The sequence below is a fragment of the Danxiaibacter flavus genome (assembly GCF_041060425.1).
In the GTDB taxonomy this organism is placed as follows: Bacteria; Bacteroidota; Bacteroidia; order Chitinophagales; family Chitinophagaceae; genus Danxiaibacter; species Danxiaibacter flavus.
The window spans coordinates 17134-36272 of sequence record NZ_JAULBC010000006.1 but is presented as its reverse complement, the minus strand read 5'-3'; the positions used below and the strand labels follow the sequence as shown (position 1 = coordinate 36272).

The window sequence follows — 19139 nt, the reverse complement described above, 5'->3', positions numbered from 1 at the left end:
TTATTTATATGCATCAATAGTTTGAATCGAACCATCATCATTGTATTTCAGCTCGGTGACTTTTACATTCCGCAAATGCGTTTTGCCACTTAACTGCACATCGTGATAGAACAGGTACCATTTGCCCTTAAACTCGATAATGGAATGGTGGTTTGTCCAACCCTCCACAGGCTTTAGAATAACACCCTGGTAGGTAAAAGGTCCGTAAGGACTGTCTCCTGTGGCATAGCAAATAAAATGTGTATCGCCGGTTGAGTAGGAGAAGTAATATTTCCCTTTGTACTTATGTAGCCATGATGCTTCAAAGAAGCGTTTGTCATTGTCTTTTTCTTTAAAAAGATTGCCGTTCTTATCAACGATCTTTATCTCCTTTACATTGCCGTCCAAATGCTTCATGTCTTTTGACAACTTAGCTACACGCGGCAAAACAGCCAGCTCATCACCTTTTCTCAGGCCTGCTGCTGAATCATATTTATTGTCATTCCAGCGTTGAAGTTGTCCGCCCCAAATGCCGCCGAAATACATATAATAGCTGCCATCATCATCTTTAAACACGCACGGATCAATACTGTAACTTCCTTTGACCGGCTCTTTCTCTGCCACAAAAGGACCTTCCGGTTTATTGCTTGTAGCCACACCTATGTGGAACACATCCTTCTTATCTTTTACAGGGAAGTAGAGATAATACGTATTGTTTGCAAAAGCTGCATCAGGTGCCCACAACTGCCGTCCTGCCCATGGGATGTCTTTTATGTGTAACGCAATGCCGTGGTCCGTTACTTTACCGCCGATTGAATCCATCGATAGAATATGGTAGTCCATCATATTGAAATGATCACCGTTATCGTTTTCCGGCGTCCCCGTTGCAGTATCATGAGAGGGATAGACATAAATGCACCCGTTAAATACGTGAGCAGACGGATCTGCTGTATATATGTGTGATACCAGTGGCTGAGAAATTGGTTCTCTCTTTTTTTCTGTGCTACTTTTGGCGCTGTCCTGCATATTTACAGGACTTTTGTTATTCGCACATCCTGTAATAATCGCTGCGGCAAATATGGGCAGAGCGCGGTTAATTATTGCCATGTGAAAAGTTTTTCTGTTTGTTTTGTAAAGAATTTATTTTAGGTACGAGTTACGAAGTACTCCATATTGAACATGCTATGTTGTCTTTTAACAGACATTTATGCCGGTTTTTAAGTACAGTTACGAAGTACTCAATATTGAGAATGTATAGTATTTCAGCATCCAAAAATCATTGATTTTAATTGTTGGCAACTGTCGCTATTCTCCATTCATCAATGTCTCCGGCGGACCGAGATAACTTTGTTTTACTCCACCAAAATCAATCACTATTTTCTGCAGCACAATTCCCGGATCCAGCACGCTGTAATGGATCGTATGCTTTCCCGGTTTCAATAAATGATGTTCTGTAGTTTTTATAATAATATTGTTCGCCACCCATTTCTCCCACGTCGGCTTATCATCGTCATCCTTATTAATGGCAATACTCTGCGGTTGTTCATCATCTATTGCAATTGAGTACCTGAGTCCACCTCCGTTTAGGAAATTCAACGTAGGTGAGAAAAATGCATAGATTTTCACTGCGCCGCTGTCATTACAGGTAAATTCAAATCGCAGTGACAGTTCACGGTCTTTTGGCGCCATCGTAACAGGAAAAGTTGTTATCCCATCACCTTCTCTTCCAATGCCCGGAATCACTTTCCATTGCGCATCCGTTCCATTTATAGCTTTGGTATAATTGCCTGCCAGCATAGATACATACCCATCATTCTCATAAAAAACATTTTGTTTACTGTTTGCCGGCTGCGTGTTTTTGGCTACCTGGGAAGCAGAGACAGAAACTGAATTTTGCGGCAAGCTGGCCCCCGTTGATACATATGTTACAGCAGGTATGCTATTATTGGGAGGTTGCTGCCAGTATGTATAACCAATATGTGTCTGATCCATCATGTGATTCCATTTACCATTGGCAATGGCGTGGTATTGGATTGTGAGCATGGAATCATTTTTATAAAACGCTTTTGCCTTATCCGCATAAACATTGGCAATAGCATTTTGCCTGGCCGCAAAATATTTATTCCTGGCGACTGCAGTATATAGCTGCTGAAGATTTGCGCAAGCCTTTACAGGATGAAGCACCAGTTGAAAATAAGCGTCTTTACAAACTGCAGGAAGTTTCGAGTTGATTTCCTCAGTTTTTTTAAGCAACATCAGCCAGTCATGGGTAACCCGGTCTGCTTCGTCGTAATGTTCAATACTATACGTTTCCGCATCCAGCAATTCCGGCTTACGCCGTGCATTGTAGCTTGAGTATTTTGTAAGTATGTCACCGATATCTTTTGCGTAAGTACTTCCAAATTGTTCAGCGGCCCATTGTTCTGAATACGTCGTAAGCTTATCTATCGTCATCTTTTCCGGATCCCACGCCTGATCAAGAAAGAAAGAGATGGGATACTCCATTGGCTTAATATCACCCACATTTACGATCCAGATCTGTCTTGCGTTATATTCCCAGGCAAGGTTCATTTGCTCCCATGTTCTGGAAATATTGTTTGTATTGAGCCATTTATAATTTCTTGGATCGCCAACATAATCAAAATGATAATAAATACCGTAGCCACCTTTTCTTGGTTTATCTCCGGGCTTTGGAAGTCTGCGGATATTGCCCCAATTATCATCGCACAGCAATAACGTAACATCATCGGGAACCCGCATACCCTTATCATAATAGTCCTGCACCTCTTTATACAGCGCCCATGACTGTGGTGTTTCGGAAGCGGGTTTGTGTGTAACATCGGTGATAATCTTACGCTGATCTGCTACAATTCTTTCCAGCAAAGCTGTTGCTGTTTCTCTTGTCATTGGTTCATCACCATCACCTCGCATACCTATGCTTACAATTTTCTCATTGGTTGCACGATGCATTCCTTCTTCCCAAAACTTTTTTAGTTTAACCTCATTGCTATCATAGTTCCATGGGCCTGTACCGTATCTCTTCCATTCAACGTGCGCACGCATCAGCGGTTCATGATGCGAAGTGCCGATGACAACGCCATAATCATCAGCAGCCTTAATATTCAACAAATCATCATCGTAAAAAGCATTTCCCCACATCGCGGGCCACAAATAATTTCCTTTCAAACGCAATATCAATTCAAAGACCTTCTCGTAAAACAGATGATTAAAGCCCCCAAATTTTTCTTTGGTCCAGCCGCTTAATGCCGGCGCTTCATCATTAATAAAAATGCCCCGGTATTTTACTTTCGGCTCATCGGATATAAACAGGTTTTTCTTGATATAGATTGCTTCCCTTTTCTTTGCGGGCACATCAGCCCACCAATACCATGGAGATACACCTATTTGTTTTGACAGCTCAAATATGCCATAAGCCACTCCCCTCCTGTTATTTCCTGTAATCACCAATGCCTGCTGCATACCGGCAAACGGATGCTGAACCATTTGCACCTGGTATGCCTCCCAGTGGCCTTTGATATTTGCTACATCTATTTTTTTACGCTGTACCAGTTGCCTGATCAGGGAAGATCTTTCAATTGATCCGATTATAATACCAGTCTTTGCAGGTAAAATATTTCCTTTAATATCAGGTCTTATTCCGGTTACAGATTCAATATCCTGTTGCAAAAGCACAGAAGCTTTTTTTACTACGGCAAAGTCGTTGTCGTCAACGTATATAGTAGCAGCACCGGCCTTCGAGCAAATATCAACGAAGTCTGCGCCGGGCTTGTCCGAAACAAACTGCTGCGCCGGTAGATTTCCGCTACAAAAAAGTTGTATCAAAAAGATGAAACCATATTTTAGCAAGCAATTCATTTTGGTGTTTTTAGACGACAGGCATTTGATACGTAACATTCAGCTATCAGCATTCAGCTATCAGCATTCAGCTATCAGCCATTAAAATAAAACTAACCGGGTAAATAACTCATCCATTCCTTGTTTCAAAATCGTAATCGGTTACAATAGCTAAAACGATTTTTCTCTTTACAGTTAATTATTTTTATTTTAATTTCACTACTGGCTCCTCCGAAAAAGCCAACTAACCAGGCAGCAAGCATTCTGATTTTCATTACTAATGTAAACAAGAATCCGAACATTGCAACCGATTGCAAAACTTTTTCATGGAATTTTAAAATAATGGATGCCTGCCAACTATGAACAAGGATATTACCATTTACGACATTGCGAAAGAACTCAATATTTCTGCTGCTACTGTAAGCCGTGCTCTTAAGGATCATTCAGGCATTAACGGCAATACACGTAAACGGGTGGTGGAGAAAGCCCGGCAAATGGGTTATCGTTCCAATTTTTTTGCCAGCAATTTGCGAAAGCGCAAAACGAATACAATTGGCGTAATCATACCGCGATTGAACAGCCATTTTGTTTCCACCGCTATCGCAGCTATGGAAAAAGTTGCCAGCGCTGCAGGATATAACATCATCATCAGCCAGTCGAACGAATCCGGCTCAAAAGAAATCATTAACGCACAGACCATGTTTGACAACCGGGTTGATGGTCTGCTCGTTTCCTTAGCATATGACACAGACACTGTAAATCATTTCAGCAAGTTTGCAGAAAAAAATATTCCGGTAATTTTCTTTGACCGCGTTCCGGAAAGCACAGAACAGGTAAGCATTGTGATCGATAATTACCGGAACGGTTATGATATTACCAAACACTTGATAGAACAAGGTTGCAAACGAATTGCACACGTAACAGCCAATTTAAAACGCAACGTTTACAATGAACGGTTTAGCGGCTACAAGCATGCTTTAATGGATGCTGGTATCAACTTTTCGGACGACCTCGTTTTTAGTTGTGATCTTTCTGAACAGGCATCAACCGAAGTAGCAGCGAAGATCCTTTCAATGAAAAAGCTACCTGACGGTTTATTTGCTGCCAATGATATGAGCGCGGCCTGTTGTATACGGGTATTTAAACAAAACGGACTTAAAATACCGAAAGACATTGCGATTGCCGGATTTAACAATGATCCCGTATCAAGGCTGATAGAACCAAATATTACAACGGTGAACTACCCGGCATTTCAAATGGGAGAAATGGCCGCTACATATATGATCAATCATTTAGCCGGATTAACCAACATCCTGATAACAAATAAGATCATTCTTAAGTCTGAAGTATTGATAAGAGAATCTTCACTTAGAAAAAAGTCTTAACGCAACATATTATCTCATGGCTATTTTGGGTTCACCCTGAATACTTTCATATAGCTATTGTTTATGGCCACGAGGATCAATTTGTTATTTCCTGATCTGATGATTTTCATATCCTTCACATCTCCGTCAACCCGGAAGCCGTTAGTAGCCGGTGAAGTGTAAGCAAATGTCCCCTTATCAGTCCCTTTCAAAAAGCAGCCATAAGAAGCGTCGTATCTGCCGGTCATTACTTCCGTTTGATATTCATTACCGGCAAGCAATAAGTCATTGACGCCATCGCCATCCAGATCATCACAAATAATTGCATTTACAGGCGCAAACTGCGCCTCTGCAGGCAGGAGATGCTTTACAAACTTACCATTACCCTTGTTTTCCAGCCAGCAGCTGGCAGTTTCATCACAAGTAAACTCCAATAACCCTTCTTTATTTTTGAATACTTTATCCTCATCGGCTTTAGTATAATCTTTATGTTTCAGGAACATTTTTTTAATTGCGGGCACCTGGTCAGCAAACTGATCGCGATTAATGGCAGGAAACAGCTCTTTTTTCCCATTGTCATTTTTTAAATAATAGAACATCACCGGGTCAATGCTTCCGTTGCCATCTATGTCTTTGGCAAGCAGTTTCATTGGCTCGCCAGCTACAACGCGGTATTTGCAGTTAAGCCCCAGGTTGCCTGCAACAAAATCCAGATCTCCGTCTTTATCAATATCTACAGCAGCAAGACTCCTCCACATGCCGTTCATTTGAGTAAGACCGGTAGTTCCAGTTGCTTCCGTCAAGGCAGATCCGTTATTTTTGAAGAACCGGACAGGCATCCACTCTCCCGCCACTACAAGATCTGTCTTTCCATCTCCATCATAATCGGCCCATTTCGCTGCTGTAATCATACCGGGTTCTTTCAGTGCAGGACAAACAGTTGCAGTCACATCAGTAAAAATTCCTTTATTATTTTGAAGAATAAAACTTTTGGGTGAAAGTGGATAGCGCTTAGAAACTCTGCCGCCAATAAACAAATCCATATCTCCATCGTTATCATAATCGCCGGCGGCAACACAACCTGCTATCGTTCGAACGGCTTCTGGCAAAGCGTTCGCAGCAAGAGAAAAATTTCCCTTACCATCATTTATATATAAACGCGGTTTATACCAGGATGATGTGTCGCTGTATCTTGTGTCTCCGCTGCTTATCAGCAAATCATTATCACCATCATTGTCCACGTCTAAGAAAACACAATCCATATCCTCCTGCATCTTCACTCCACTTACCAGGTCTTTTCCTAGAAAAGAGCCATTTTTTTGCTGCGTAAACAGCTTTCCGGAAAAGTTAAATCCGCCTCCGGCAAATACATCGGGCAGGCTATCATTATTTACATCACCAACTGCAATGAACGGCCCCAGTTGTGAAAACTTTTGTGGCAGTAATCGCTGAACTGCATAATCATTATAAGTAACATCCATATGCTTGTATATAAGACCGGTACTATCTGTTACGTTGCTGAACAGAAAGGGATGATGTTCGTTTACCTGTGGTGGTGCGGCAACTGCATCCATTACTTCGATACGATATACTGAATCTGCGCGAACATTTTTCACCACCGACCGTTTGCTTCCGGGCCAGGATATCACAACTGAATCCGCCGACAATGCATCTCCCAAACCAAAGATCAACTTCCTGTCGACAGTTGACAAATATCCCCTTACCGGTTCCTGTTCCTGCAATTGCGCCTTGCCATCCTTGTACACATATATCTTAGTGCCAATTGCTTCGCGATTGGCACTCTCTCCTACAAGATTAAAACCCAGATAGTGGTGCCGGCCTTCTTTGGTTTGCATGGAATTGTTGTTAAACACAAAGGCTTCTCCGTTAATATTATTCACTACAAGATCAAGATCACCGTCGTTATCAAGGTCAGCATAAGCGCAGCCGGTAGACAATGAAGGCTGGTCAATGCCTGCCTCATGAGACGCATTGCGGAAACTATAGTTGTGATTATTGATATAGAGATAATTGGGAAGATTAACATGATCAAGTGATTTTATTTCCTCATTCATCAACTGGCGCTGTTTTTCGGGATCAATTGTATTCACACCCACTGTTGTTGTAAACTGAATGAAATCGGAATTAATAAAGTCCCTGCCAATACCGTTTGTAATATGAGCATCCTTCCAACCGTCATTGTCAAAATCAGCCAGCAGCACACTCCAGCTCCAGTCTGTCTCTGAAATGCCCGCCATTTGCCCTATTTCGCTAAAAAAAGGAATTGCTGTATCATGCATGTTCCAGTTGCCATTATTCAGTTGTAACATGTTGCGCATAAACTCCGGCGAATACCCCAGTGAACGTTCTGTTTCATAACGTTCATAATTCATAAAGGAGTACGTTAACTTCTTACGCTTGTTATCTTCCGGCATCATATCCAGCGTTGCAAAATCTACCAGGGCGTCATTGTTAATATCTGCCGCATCGCATCCCATACTTGAATAACTCTGATGTTTGGTAGCGGCGTCCAGCCTATTGGAGAACGTACCATTCCTGTTATTCAACCAAAACACATCATTCGATAAAAAATCATTTGATACATAAATATCCGGCCAGCCGTCATTATTAAAGTCGCTTACAGAAACCCCCAGTCCGTAACCATCTTCTTTTATACCGGCCTGCATACTTACATCTGTAAAAACCGGATGAGCGGCGCCGTTTATCTTTCCATCGTTCCTGTATAACTTGTCATTTGCAGGAGAATGGCCTGAAAGATCTTTCGGGAAAATTGTATTTGCATTAGGCCCGTTAAAGCGATAGTTCAACAGGTACATGTCCAGGTCTCCATCCAGGTCAAAATCAAAAAATGCGGCTTGCGTAGAGTAACTGCTGTCAGCGAGTCCGTATGAAGCCGCTTCTTCTTTAAATGTAAGATCGTGCTGATTAATGAACAATTGATTAGCAGCGGCCGATGTTAGCCCTTTACCATAGTTGCAAACATAAATATCATCATAACCATCACCATTAATATCTACAATACTCACGCCGGTACACCAGGCAGTAGTGAAAACGCCGGCCTTTTCCGTAATATCGTCAAACTTGTTTTCTCCTTTATTAACGTACAGCCTGCTGCTTACCTGGTTGCCGCAGAAAAAAATATCTTTCAACCCATCATTATTAAAATCCCCGATCCCAACGCCTCCGCCCATATAGGCAAACTCATTCAGCGCCTGTTTCTTAAACAATGATTCATCAATGTCATTACTAAAATGAATTCCCGTTTGTCCGGAGGAAAGTTTTGTAAACAGTTTCTCTTTACCAGGCGATTTGCATGATGCCATTATAATACCACAAGCAAGGATTAACGCAGTTAGTTGTTTCATCATAAGGAAGAACGTTGCAGATTATTTATACCGGTTTGTTAAACAATATAGACCAATTATGACTTCATCGCATTGTTCAATTTGTTTGATCCACCGGCGCTATGATTTACAAAACAGGGGCAACACTAATAAAATTGTGCAATCGGTTACTGGTTTAAAAATAGGTTTATTCCGTGCAAATAGTGCATAATATCAAGGCCTTTTTTATACAGACATTTAATAAAGCTTAAAAGTTTTGCAATCGGTTGCAATATATTTAAAACATACTTACTTTTATTTTGATAATGCTAACTGCCGGAGAGTAAAACGATTGAAAAATGCCAATATCAACAATTGCTTACTCCGGAAACAAATGCCAATTCTTTTATCTGAAACAGTTGTACTGCAACTGGCTTATAGCGCTATAAGCCGGACTGGACGTGCCTTGCTTCTATTTCAGTAAACAGATGTTGACTTGCATTACAGACCGTCTAAAAAAAATCATTGTTTGATTCTATGACTGCTGAATTAAATAATGATGCTCAGACAATGGAGATGTTACTTTCTGAACAAGTATGACCGTAAGATTGAACAGATCTTCAGCACGTATGCTGCCTTTTGAAAACAATTAAAAAACTATTTATGAACTCAAGCTAAAACTGTTTGCCAAACCTTCTGCTCCAGAAACGTGGCTTCAACAGCCATATTGCTTCAACTATAATTACTGCTATATGAAATCATTGTCAGAAGTCTTTTCAAAGATGCAGCCGCTATTAAATATCCAGAAGCGCATCTTTTATCTTTTTTTCCTATCTGCATTTTGCATTTTTTTCATCCCTAAAGCCTATGCGCAATCCAGGAGTGTCAGAGGTGTTGTAACAGACGAAAATGGCAAACCAATGTCAGGCGTTTCCGTTGGTATAAAAAACACAACAAAAGGTACTGTTACGGGAAACGATGGCAGCTACAGCATCACCGCAAACTCAGGCAACATACTTACTTTCACCTATGTTGGCTATACTGTGAACGAAATAAAAGTTGGCAGCGGTGAACAGTATGATATAAGCCTCAGGCCTGAGACTCAATCGCTGGAACAGGTTATTGTAATTGGTTATGGTACGCAAAAGAAAAGTTCATTAACCGGTTCGGTAGCTTCAGTTACAGGTAAAACCATCAATGAATTACCTGTAGCAAGTGTACAGGGTGCGTTACAGGGACGTGTTGCAGGTGTTACCGTTACCAACAACGGAGCACCGGGCACTGATCCCATTGTGAGGATCCGCGGGATCAGTTCAATCAGCTACGCATCCGATCCCTTATATGTAGTTGATGGTATACCTACAGGTAATCTTGCCAACTTTGACAGTAAAGATGTCCAATCCGTAGAAGTATTGAAAGATGCGAGTGCCGCGGCTATCTATGGTTCACGCGCTACCAACGGCGTTATCATCATCACTACAAAAAAAGGATCCAGAGATGGTAAGGCGCATGTGTATTTGGACAGTTATATTGGTGTTCAAAGTCCATGGAAAAAAGTTGACTTATTAAATACCAATCAATACCTGCAATATGAGCGCGCACTGAATGGCGCGGCGGGCATTGCTAAGCCTCCAAGATTACAGGATGCAAACTTTAATTCGCCTATATATGAAGGTACCACGCAGACTTACGCGCAGACAAATACCAACTGGCAGGATGAGTATTTCAAGAATGGAATGATCACGCAAAGCAACCTTTCTGTAGGTGGGGGTAATGACAGATCCAGATATTATATGTCGGGTGGTTATTTTAAACAAGATGGTATTGCACAGGGTGTAAATTACCAGCGCGGTAATTTCAGAGTTAATGCAGATCACAACATCAGCAAGGTGTTCACCGTTGGTGAAAATCTTTTGCTTTCTTATTCCAAACAGAGATATGATAACACTGGCGGTAACAGAACAAGGATCGCAAACGTTGTAAGATCGCTCCCCTATTTACCGGTACGTGATCCAACTACTTTGGGAGGTTACCGCAATGCTGAAAACAGTGTAGATGGTGCAGATCCTACCAATCCGGTTGAAGACGCGTTGTTGTTAGGCGATGCTAACCGTCAGACCCTTAAGCTACTGGGTAGCGCTTATGTGCAGGTAAACTTTACACCATGGTTGAATTTCAGATCAACTTTTGGAGCAGACTATGCAAGCCAATATCAGCATCAGTTCAGCCCTATCTTCAATGATAAAGGAAGGAATGCTACCGTTGCTACTATCACCGATCAACGCGCTAACAGAACCACACTATTGTATACTGAACAGTTGACATTTGATAAAACATTTGGCAAACACCATGTTAACGCTATCGCCGTATTCGAAAACCAGGATGGTAAAAACTTTGGCGAAAATCAAACAGGCAACCAAAGCAGTAACGATGTAGAAACACTTACAGGCGCAACAAATGTGACAGCATTTTCAACAAGAACAGCAACACTTATTACATCTTTGATCGGAAGAATCAATTATGAATTCGCAGGCAAATACCTGCTGAGTGGCGCTATACGCCGGGATGGTTTATCAGTGTGGGCACCGGGAAAGAAGTACCAGAATTTCCCATCGTTTTCTGCAGGCTGGAGAGTTGACCAGGAAGGTTTCATGAAGCAGATCCCAACAATTTCAGAGTTAAAATTAAGAGGGGGCTGGGGCATTACCGGCTTAAATGCCATTGGTATTTTCCCTGCACTGCAAAACTCTATTCTTGCAAACGAATATCCCTGGCAGGCTGTTGTACAGGCTAACGGAGCCACCTATCCTTTCGGCAATACACTTAGCACCGGTAACGCTTCTTACTACAACCAGTTAGCAAGCAGCAGTCTTGAGTGGGAAAAAACAAAACAGCTTAACCTGGGCATTGACCTCGGTTTATGGAGAAATAAAGTGACTATTACTGCTGAGTGGTACAAAAGAAAAACAGACAACCTGATACTTACCATTCCAACACCTTCCAGTTTTGGATTTGGCGGCGCTGGTTCTCAACTGAACGCAGCAGCCATGGAAAATTCAGGTGTTGATATTCAGGCTGCGTACAATAAAACGTCAGGCAAATTTACCTGGACCTTAAGCGGTAATATCGGCTTTATCAAAAACAAGATCTTAAATCTGAACACGCCGAATGCAACTATTGACGCGGGTGCTGATGCTGACTTTGGTAATGGCAACATCACAAGAACTGTTGCGGGACAGCCGATTCAATCATTCTACGGATATGTTGTTGATGGCATTTTCCAAAGCCAGGATGAAGTAAGCAAGAGCCCGACACAGATATCTGGCACCGATCCTACAAAATCAACCTCAGCCGGTGACCTTAAGTTCAAGGACCTGAATAATGATGGAAAAATTACTGCTGATGACCGCACATTCCTCGGCAGCTATATACCAAAATTCTCTTACGCTTTGAACTATAGTGCAACCTATAATAACTTTGATCTGTCTCTCTTTTTTCAGGGTGTTTCCGGCAACAAAATATATGATGGTACACGTGTACTGCGCGAAGGTATGGCCCGTTTGTTTGGCGCGGGAGTTGAAGTGCTTGATGCATGGACCTCATCACACACCAACACAAATATTCCGAGAGCGATTAGTGGAGACCCCAATCAGAACGTGCGTGTTTCCAGCAGATGGATTGAAGATGGTTCTTATTTGAGGCTCAAAAATATTATACTGGGTTACAACATTCCGGCTTCTACACTGCGCAATATTACGAAAGGCACAGTGGCAAGTTTCAGAGTTTATGTGGCATCTCAAAACCTGCTGACCTTTACAAGTTATAAAGGTTGGGATCCTGAAATCGGTTCTAAAAACACAACACTTACCAACGGTATTGACTATGGTCAATATCCGGCGGCCAGATCTTTCCAAATCGGTTTACAGGTAGGATTTTAAAACAGGTATTCATTTTTGAAATGCAAAAAAATTGATCATGAAAAAAACAACTTTTTACCGGAGCGCTGTAATTGCCTGTTTAATATCAACCGCCTTAATTATAGCGTGTAATAAACAATTAGATAAAAGCAATCCCAGTTATATAACACTGGATAGCTATTTTAAAAATGCAGACGAATTGCAGAAAGGCACCAACGCCATCTATTCTGTTTTTCATGGTGGCGGCCTGGTTGGACGCGAATGGTTCTTTCTGCATGATTGCAGAAGCGATGATGTATCATCTGGCGGCGGTCAGCTGGAAGTGCCACGTGCCCAAATATTAAACGGTGCAACCACTTCTGATAATTCCGTAATGAACAGTGTATGGAACGGATTGTTTACAGTAATTCACCGTTCAAATGCTGTGATAGGAAGTGCAGCCAATGTTACAGATAATGATGCTGTGCGCGATCAATGTGTTGCCCAGGCAAAATTCTTCCGCGGATGGGCTTATTTTGAATTGGTGAGCATGTGGGGACCTGTTCCTTTGTACACACAGGTTGTATCTGCTCCCGACCAGTTTCAGTCACGCGTGTCAGAAGATGCCATCTATACACAAATCCTCCAGGATCTTAACGATGCTGCAGGGGTACTCAGCCCGAGTTACGGTACTTCAGACCTTGGCAGAGTTACTTCCGGTGCTGCGAATGCAATGCTTGGCAGAGTGAATATGCAGAAAGGCGATTATGCCGCAGCTAAAACAGCCTTGTTAAAGGTTACTTCTTCGGGCCTGTATCACCTGGTAGATAACTATGAAGATAATTTTATTGAAGAAACTGAGTTCAACCCTGAATCCATTTGGGAAGCTGTTTATTTCGATAAAGGTGACAATGCTTTTGACTGGGGTTATACAGGTGACGGATCCGGCAACGCACAGGCAACTGTACGCAACCAGGAATACTGCCCTGTTGCATGGAGAAACCTGATCCCTTCCAACAGATTCCTGAACGAATTTGAAAATACCGCAACAGGCGCAACAAAAACTGACCCCCGTTATAAAGTGACTGTATACGAAACAGGCGACAAATTCAATAATGATCAGGATGTTTTAACAGATGGCATGCAGAACGGTAATGCTTCGGTTGTAAACGGAGTTACAAAGAAGGTAAGCTGGCGCAAGTTTATGATGATCTACAAACAGAGCCTTGCCCAGGCATCTTTCCATCCCGCCGGCAATAACCAGCGTATCATTCGTTATGCCGAAGTTTTACTGATGCTGGCTGAATGTGAAAACGAAACAGGCGGTACCGCTAATGCCGTAGCATATTTGAACCAGGTTAGAGACAGGGCCACAGTGAAAATGCCACACTATCCCACAGCTCAATTTCCAACCGGAACCAAGGACCAGGTTACCAAAGCCATTATGCATGAAAGAACCGTGGAATTAGGTGATGAAGAACTTCGCAACATAGACATTATAAGATGGCGCAAAAAAGGCTACTACACAACAGATCCGTTGCCTTATTTCAGAAAGGGAAGAGATGAGTTGCTTCCGATACCACAACAGGAAATTGATAATAATCCGAAACTGGGAGAAGGTGGGATTGACAAGCAAAATCCGGGATACTAACAGCAAGTACGAAGTCAGAAGTACGAAGTACCTAATTTTGTATACCGTCTTTTTTCTTAACAGTTTTCAAAAACTATCAATTTAGAATTGGCAATTGGGTTATATTATACGAAGAGGGGCTGGTTTAAATAACCGGCCCCTTTTTTGTTTTTGAAGTACGAACGAAGAAGTACTTAATTAATTTAAGACAGTTCTAATATCAAACCTTGTAATACAAATCAACGTACTTCGCATTTTATAATTCATTCATAAAGTCTAGCGGGTGCTCAAATCAGTGAACCTTTCCCAACCAACGTACCTCGTACTTAAAGCACAGCTGCGTGTTCAAACCAGTGAGCCTTTCCGAACCAACGTACTTCGTACTTCGTAATTCGTATTTGTACTGGCCTTTGAGTGCTATTGCTCTGACAGCTCTTTCAACTTATCCAACGCCTTTGGCCAGGTATTTTTAAAATAGTCTTCAAACTCTTTAGGAATTTCAGCACCACTCATTGAAACATGCAATTGAGTTTTGCCATTCTCGTTTACGAGCGTATAATTTTCGAGTGCGCCGGCCCATTGTTTGGCTTCGTCGCTGTCTATACTTTCAACACCTCCACTCACAATTCCAAGATGCTTGATAGACATAAATTCGTTGGGCCTGCTTTCGGCAACGACAGAAACCATACCCTCTCCTTTTCCGTCCAGAAAGAGTATTTTACTTCCTTCCTGCCAATCTGTTTCGGCCCTGGAACCTTCGGCAAATGCGGATGTCCACTTGCGATAAGTTGCATCATCCCAGAGCGTGTTCCAGACTTTCTCCCTGGGTGCATTGATGGTGATTGTAAAGTCCATGACAATAATTTTTTTGTGTAACAAAGTTTGCAACCAATTTCAAACAAGCAGGGGTATGATGACGTCTTTTTGAGGGTTAAATACGACAGGCTAAATAGAAAAGCCCAGCCTACACATTGTTTTTCCTGTTTCTTTTCCTGATCGCCCTGATCGCAATCACCGCGATCAAACTAAATATGACAATATAAAAAATATACCTTGGCAAATCAGGGTTTGTGCTGAAATCAAGCAAGGTTACATTTACAGGCAAACGCATATGATTGGTTTTACAATTAACATATAACCAAGGTGTCGGCCATGCCAACGTTTCTCTATAAACAACTGGCCTAAAGCCTAAAGCTTAAAGCCAAAAGCTGACCGAAGCGAAGTTTTTTAAACCATATAAGGCATGTAAGGGAATATAAGGCCTTACACGCCGGCCAATGTTGACTAGAGCCGGCTGTACCTACTCAACGAGTTTGTACCCTTCACTATTGACCATTCACTATTCACCAGTTGTATAGAAGGCATATAGAGCAAATAAGAATTTTGCCTGCGATAATAATTGCACTTAAACGACTTTACATTTACTTAGCCAGCCCGGACCTTCACCATTGACCATTGACTATTCACTAGTTGTATAGAAGCATGACTGGTATTAAAATGCACATTGACCTACTCCGGCATTATTCCTCCCTTTCAATATACCTCAGCATAGCAAACGCCTGGCTAAAACCGAACTGCTGATAAAATGGTTCAAGTGTTTCTTTTGCGAATAATCCGACCAGTGAATGATTGGTGGCATTTCTATCGAGCCAGTTGTTTATCTTAATCATTAATGCGGTGCCAATACGCCTGCCCTGCCAGTCAGGATGAACCATTACATCTTTTATGTAATAAAAGCTGCGCTGATCGCCTAATAACAGTGCTGATGCAACAACGGTGCCATCATCTGAGTTTTCTGCAACTACTGCAAACACCACCGGTAACGGTGCCGGATTACCGTTGCCTGAAGGCGATGAATAACGCCACCCAATGGATGAAGACAGTGCGCGAGCCTCTTCTTCAGTTGGCACCCTGGCAACAATTTGTATGTTTTCAGGAAGTTTGGCTGGCCCCGTTTCCCGTTCTTCATAAGGTCCTGCAAAATGGATCATGTAACCATTGATATCGCGGATAATATACCTTGAAAACCCGTAAGAAGCAGCCTTAAGTGGTTCTATAATGTCGGCATTCTTTTGCTGATGAATTGCATAAAGTAAGGCAATTCGCTGCACACGGATCCAGACAATATTGCCTTTTGAAGCTGCTGCCCGCTCCTCATCCTTATGAAACTGCACAAACACCTTTTGCCAGGAAACGCCTCCATGATCAGGCGGGTCTCCCCAGGTCCACTTATTGGGAAAACCCAACACTTTCTGCCAGTATTGAATGGTTTCTTCCACATCTCTTACAGCCATCACCGGTTCGGCGTGAGAGAGAACCGGTCCTGCATTAGCGTCTCCATTTCTCATAGTACGCGTTTTAGCACTGGAAATAATATCGGTTATATGCTTGCTGAGAATATTTTTATGGTTGTCGCAATCTACCCGTCAAATGGTCGGATCAACACAGCTTCATTCATTTTTGCTGAAAGTAAATTTGCTTTATCAATCTAAAAACAACACTTATGGCAACACAAATCTATGTAAACATCCCGGTGAAAGACCTGGACAGATCGATTCAATTCTTTACGGCCCTTGGCTTTATGTTCAACCCGCAATTCACAAATAAAAATGCCACGTGCATGATCATTAGCGAAGACATATTTGCAATGCTTCTGACAGAACCTTTTTTCAAAACCTTTACAAAAAAAGAAATCTGTGATTCTTCAAAAAATATTGAGGCAATAATGGCTTTGTCGGTTGATAACAAAAGCAAGGTGGACGATATAGTTGATAATGCTATTAAAGCAGGTGGAACTTCACCAAAAGACACCCAAAATGATGGCTGGATGTATAGCCGCTCATTTGAAGACCCTGACGGCCATTTGTGGGAGATTTTTTATATGGACGAAAGCGACATGCCCCCGCAACCATAACACACAAAACTTTTTAATCTCTACCAATTAACTAGACTATCATTTTTTGTCGTATGTTTGCCGCCTGTAACGAACAACTAATTTCTAAAAGCCATTCATTATGAAAGGCTTTTTTTATATGAACATTATCTGGCATGTTGAAGAAGTCATTGGAAATGCTGCAGCAGGAAGCTGCAGAAACAGGAAAACTAACTTTAAAAAGAAGCCTCGGAGCAATTAACCTGGTTGCTATTGGTATAGGTGTAATTATTGGCGCCGGGTTATTCTCATTAACAGGCATTGCCGCGGCGAACAATGCCGGGCCGGCGGTAACGCTGTCATTTGTTGTTGCCGCAGTTGGTTGCGCATTCAGCGCCTTATGTTATGCGGAATTTGCATCTATGGTTCCTGTTGCAGGAAGTGCTTATACTTATGCATATGCAACACTGGGCGAACTGTTTGCCTGGATCATTGGCTGGGACCTGGTACTTGAATACTCTGTTGGCGCAGCCACGGTAGGCATCAGCTGGTCGCAATACCTGGTTAAGTTCCTCGCAAAATTCAACATTCATTTGCCTGCACAATTTGTTCAATCTCCATTTGAAAGTGTTACGTTAGCCAATGGAGAAATTATTCATGGCATTATTAATCTGCCTGCAGTTTTAATCATCGCGCTCATCACCGCAATAATTATCAGAGGCACAAAGGGATCAGCGTTATTTAATATCATTGTTGTTGCACTTAAAGTGGGCGTTGTATTGGTGTTTATTGCCTTAGGATGGAACTATATAGATCCGGCCAACTATCATCCTTACATACCGGCAAACACCGGCAAATTTGGCGAATTTGGCTGGAGCGGTGTATTACGTGGCGCTGGTGTTGTTTTCTTCGTATTTATTGGATTTGATATTGTTGCCACCATGGCGCAGGAAACTAAAAACCCAAAACGCAACATGCCCATCGGCATCATCGGTTCATTGCTGATATGTACAATATTGTTTGTGTTGTTTGGCTATGTTATGACGGGAATGGCCAACTACACAGAATTTAAAAACAGTGCCGCACCTGTTGCGGTAGCTATACAAAAAACACCGTATGCATGGCTAAGCCAGGCTGTGATTGTGGCCATACTTATCGGCTACACATCGGTGATATTGGTTGATCTTCTTGGCCAGTCACGTGTATTTTATTCCATGAGCCGCGATGGTTTGTTGCCCAAAACCTTTTCTCAATTGCATCCTAAGTTTCAAACACCTGCAAGATCAAATATTGTGCTTTGCATTTTTATCAGCCTGTTTGCAGGACTGGTACCGATAAGTGTCGTTGGTGAAATGACAAGCATCGGCACCCTGTTGGCCTTTATTATGGTTTGTGCCGGAGTACTTATACTTCGTAAGCAACAGCCTGACGTTCATCGTCCGTTCAGAACGCCCTTTGTTCCGTTGGTACCTATTCTGGGTATTATCACCTGTCTCGTAATGATGGTTTCTCTTCCTGCTGATACATGGATCAGATTGATCGTTTGGCTTGCGATAGGCTTTGCCATTTATTTTGGATACGGGAAGAAGAATAGCAGGTTGAGGTTGAGGGAGAAGCTGTAAGGCGTGAGGTATCAGGTGTCAGGCATCAGGTGTCGGGCTTGAGGCGTGAGGGATAAGGCAAAGTAAAAATTCAAAATTAGCGGAATGTTGTGATTGCTTGTTGATAAGCCAGGATCGTCATCCCGACCAGTGAATTTGGTTAACCACAATCAAAAAGGTAATGGCAGTATATCTGGTGTCGATAGCCCGTAGGGCTTATAGCTCAATAGAAAAGTCAATAATTCATGTTCTCCTTGTCCGTAGGACATTAACCCTTTCATTGGTTAAAGCACTAACGGGCTATGAAGTTCCCGATTCGATCATTTCTATTGAGCTTAATTCCCTACGGGAAAAATTGCAACTGTTATAAAATCTGTCATTGGCACCAGGGAATTTGGTTAATTACCATCAAAAAGGTGGTGACAGTACGCTTGGTGTCGATAGCCCGTAGGGCTTATAGCTCAATAGAAAAGTCAATAATTCATGTTCTCCTTGTCCATAGGACATTAACCCTTTCATTGGTTAAAGCACTAACGGGCTATGAAATTCCCTATTCGATCATTTCTATTGAGCTTAATTCCCTACGGGAAAAATTGCA

At 42.1% G+C, this 19139-nt stretch carries 10 protein-coding genes; 5 read left to right on the top strand and 5 right to left on the bottom strand.

Annotated elements, in window-relative coordinates:
- Positions 1 to 1086, bottom strand: coding sequence for a glycoside hydrolase family 43 protein (locus QTN47_RS17425; protein WP_369330686.1), 1086 nt, complete (start codon positions 1084 to 1086; stop codon positions 1 to 3).
- A 198-nt stretch (positions 1087 to 1284) separates the two neighbouring features.
- Entirely contained in the window at positions 1285 to 3855 is a 2571-nt protein-coding gene (locus tag QTN47_RS17420; RefSeq protein WP_369330685.1) for a glycosyl hydrolase 115 family protein, read from the bottom strand.
- A gap of 338 nt (positions 3856 to 4193) precedes the next feature.
- Here QTN47_RS17420 and QTN47_RS17415 point away from each other — a divergent pair, with 338 nt between their 5' ends.
- A complete protein-coding gene (locus QTN47_RS17415; RefSeq protein WP_369330684.1) occupies positions 4194 to 5219 on the top strand; it encodes a LacI family DNA-binding transcriptional regulator in 1026 nt (341 codons plus the stop codon).
- Positions 5220 to 5239: 20 nt separating this feature from the next.
- On the opposite strand, the gene QTN47_RS17410 is transcribed toward QTN47_RS17415, so the two are convergent.
- Complete coding sequence (locus tag QTN47_RS17410) at positions 5240 to 8587, bottom strand: VCBS repeat-containing protein (protein WP_369330683.1); 3348 nt, start codon at positions 8585 to 8587, stop codon at positions 5240 to 5242.
- A 707-nt stretch (positions 8588 to 9294) separates the two neighbouring features.
- Here QTN47_RS17410 and QTN47_RS17405 point away from each other — a divergent pair.
- Both QTN47_RS17405 and QTN47_RS17400 read left to right on the top strand, forming a co-directional pair.
- Positions 9295 to 12480 carry a SusC/RagA family TonB-linked outer membrane protein gene (locus QTN47_RS17405; protein ID WP_369330682.1) on the top strand — a complete coding sequence of 1062 codons (3186 nt, stop codon included), beginning with the start codon at positions 9295 to 9297 and terminating at the stop codon, positions 12478 to 12480.
- A 37-nt stretch (positions 12481 to 12517) separates the two neighbouring features.
- Positions 12518 to 14089, top strand: a complete 1572-nt coding sequence (locus tag QTN47_RS17400; protein WP_369330681.1) for a RagB/SusD family nutrient uptake outer membrane protein — start codon at positions 12518 to 12520, stop codon at positions 14087 to 14089.
- 396 nt (positions 14090 to 14485) lie between these two features.
- On the opposite strand, the gene QTN47_RS17395 is transcribed toward QTN47_RS17400, so the two are convergent.
- Together QTN47_RS17395 and QTN47_RS17390 are read right to left on the bottom strand one after the other, a co-directional pair.
- A complete protein-coding gene (locus QTN47_RS17395) occupies positions 14486 to 14923 on the bottom strand; it encodes an SRPBCC domain-containing protein (RefSeq protein ID WP_369330680.1) in 438 nt (145 codons plus the stop codon).
- A 665-nt stretch (positions 14924 to 15588) separates the two neighbouring features.
- Positions 15589 to 16416 carry a GNAT family N-acetyltransferase gene (locus tag QTN47_RS17390; RefSeq protein ID WP_369330679.1) on the bottom strand — a complete coding sequence of 276 codons (828 nt, stop codon included), beginning with the start codon at positions 16414 to 16416 and terminating at the stop codon, positions 15589 to 15591.
- Positions 16417 to 16571: 155 nt separating this feature from the next.
- Here QTN47_RS17390 and QTN47_RS17385 point away from each other — a divergent pair, with 155 nt between their 5' ends.
- Together QTN47_RS17385 and QTN47_RS17380 are read left to right on the top strand one after the other, a co-directional pair.
- A complete protein-coding gene (locus tag QTN47_RS17385) occupies positions 16572 to 16982 on the top strand; it encodes a VOC family protein (RefSeq protein ID WP_369330678.1) in 411 nt (136 codons plus the stop codon).
- Positions 16983 to 17116: 134 nt separating this feature from the next.
- Complete coding sequence (locus QTN47_RS17380; protein ID WP_369330677.1) at positions 17117 to 18562, top strand: amino acid permease; 1446 nt, start codon at positions 17117 to 17119, stop codon at positions 18560 to 18562.
- Positions 18563 to 19139: the final 577 nt, after the last annotated feature.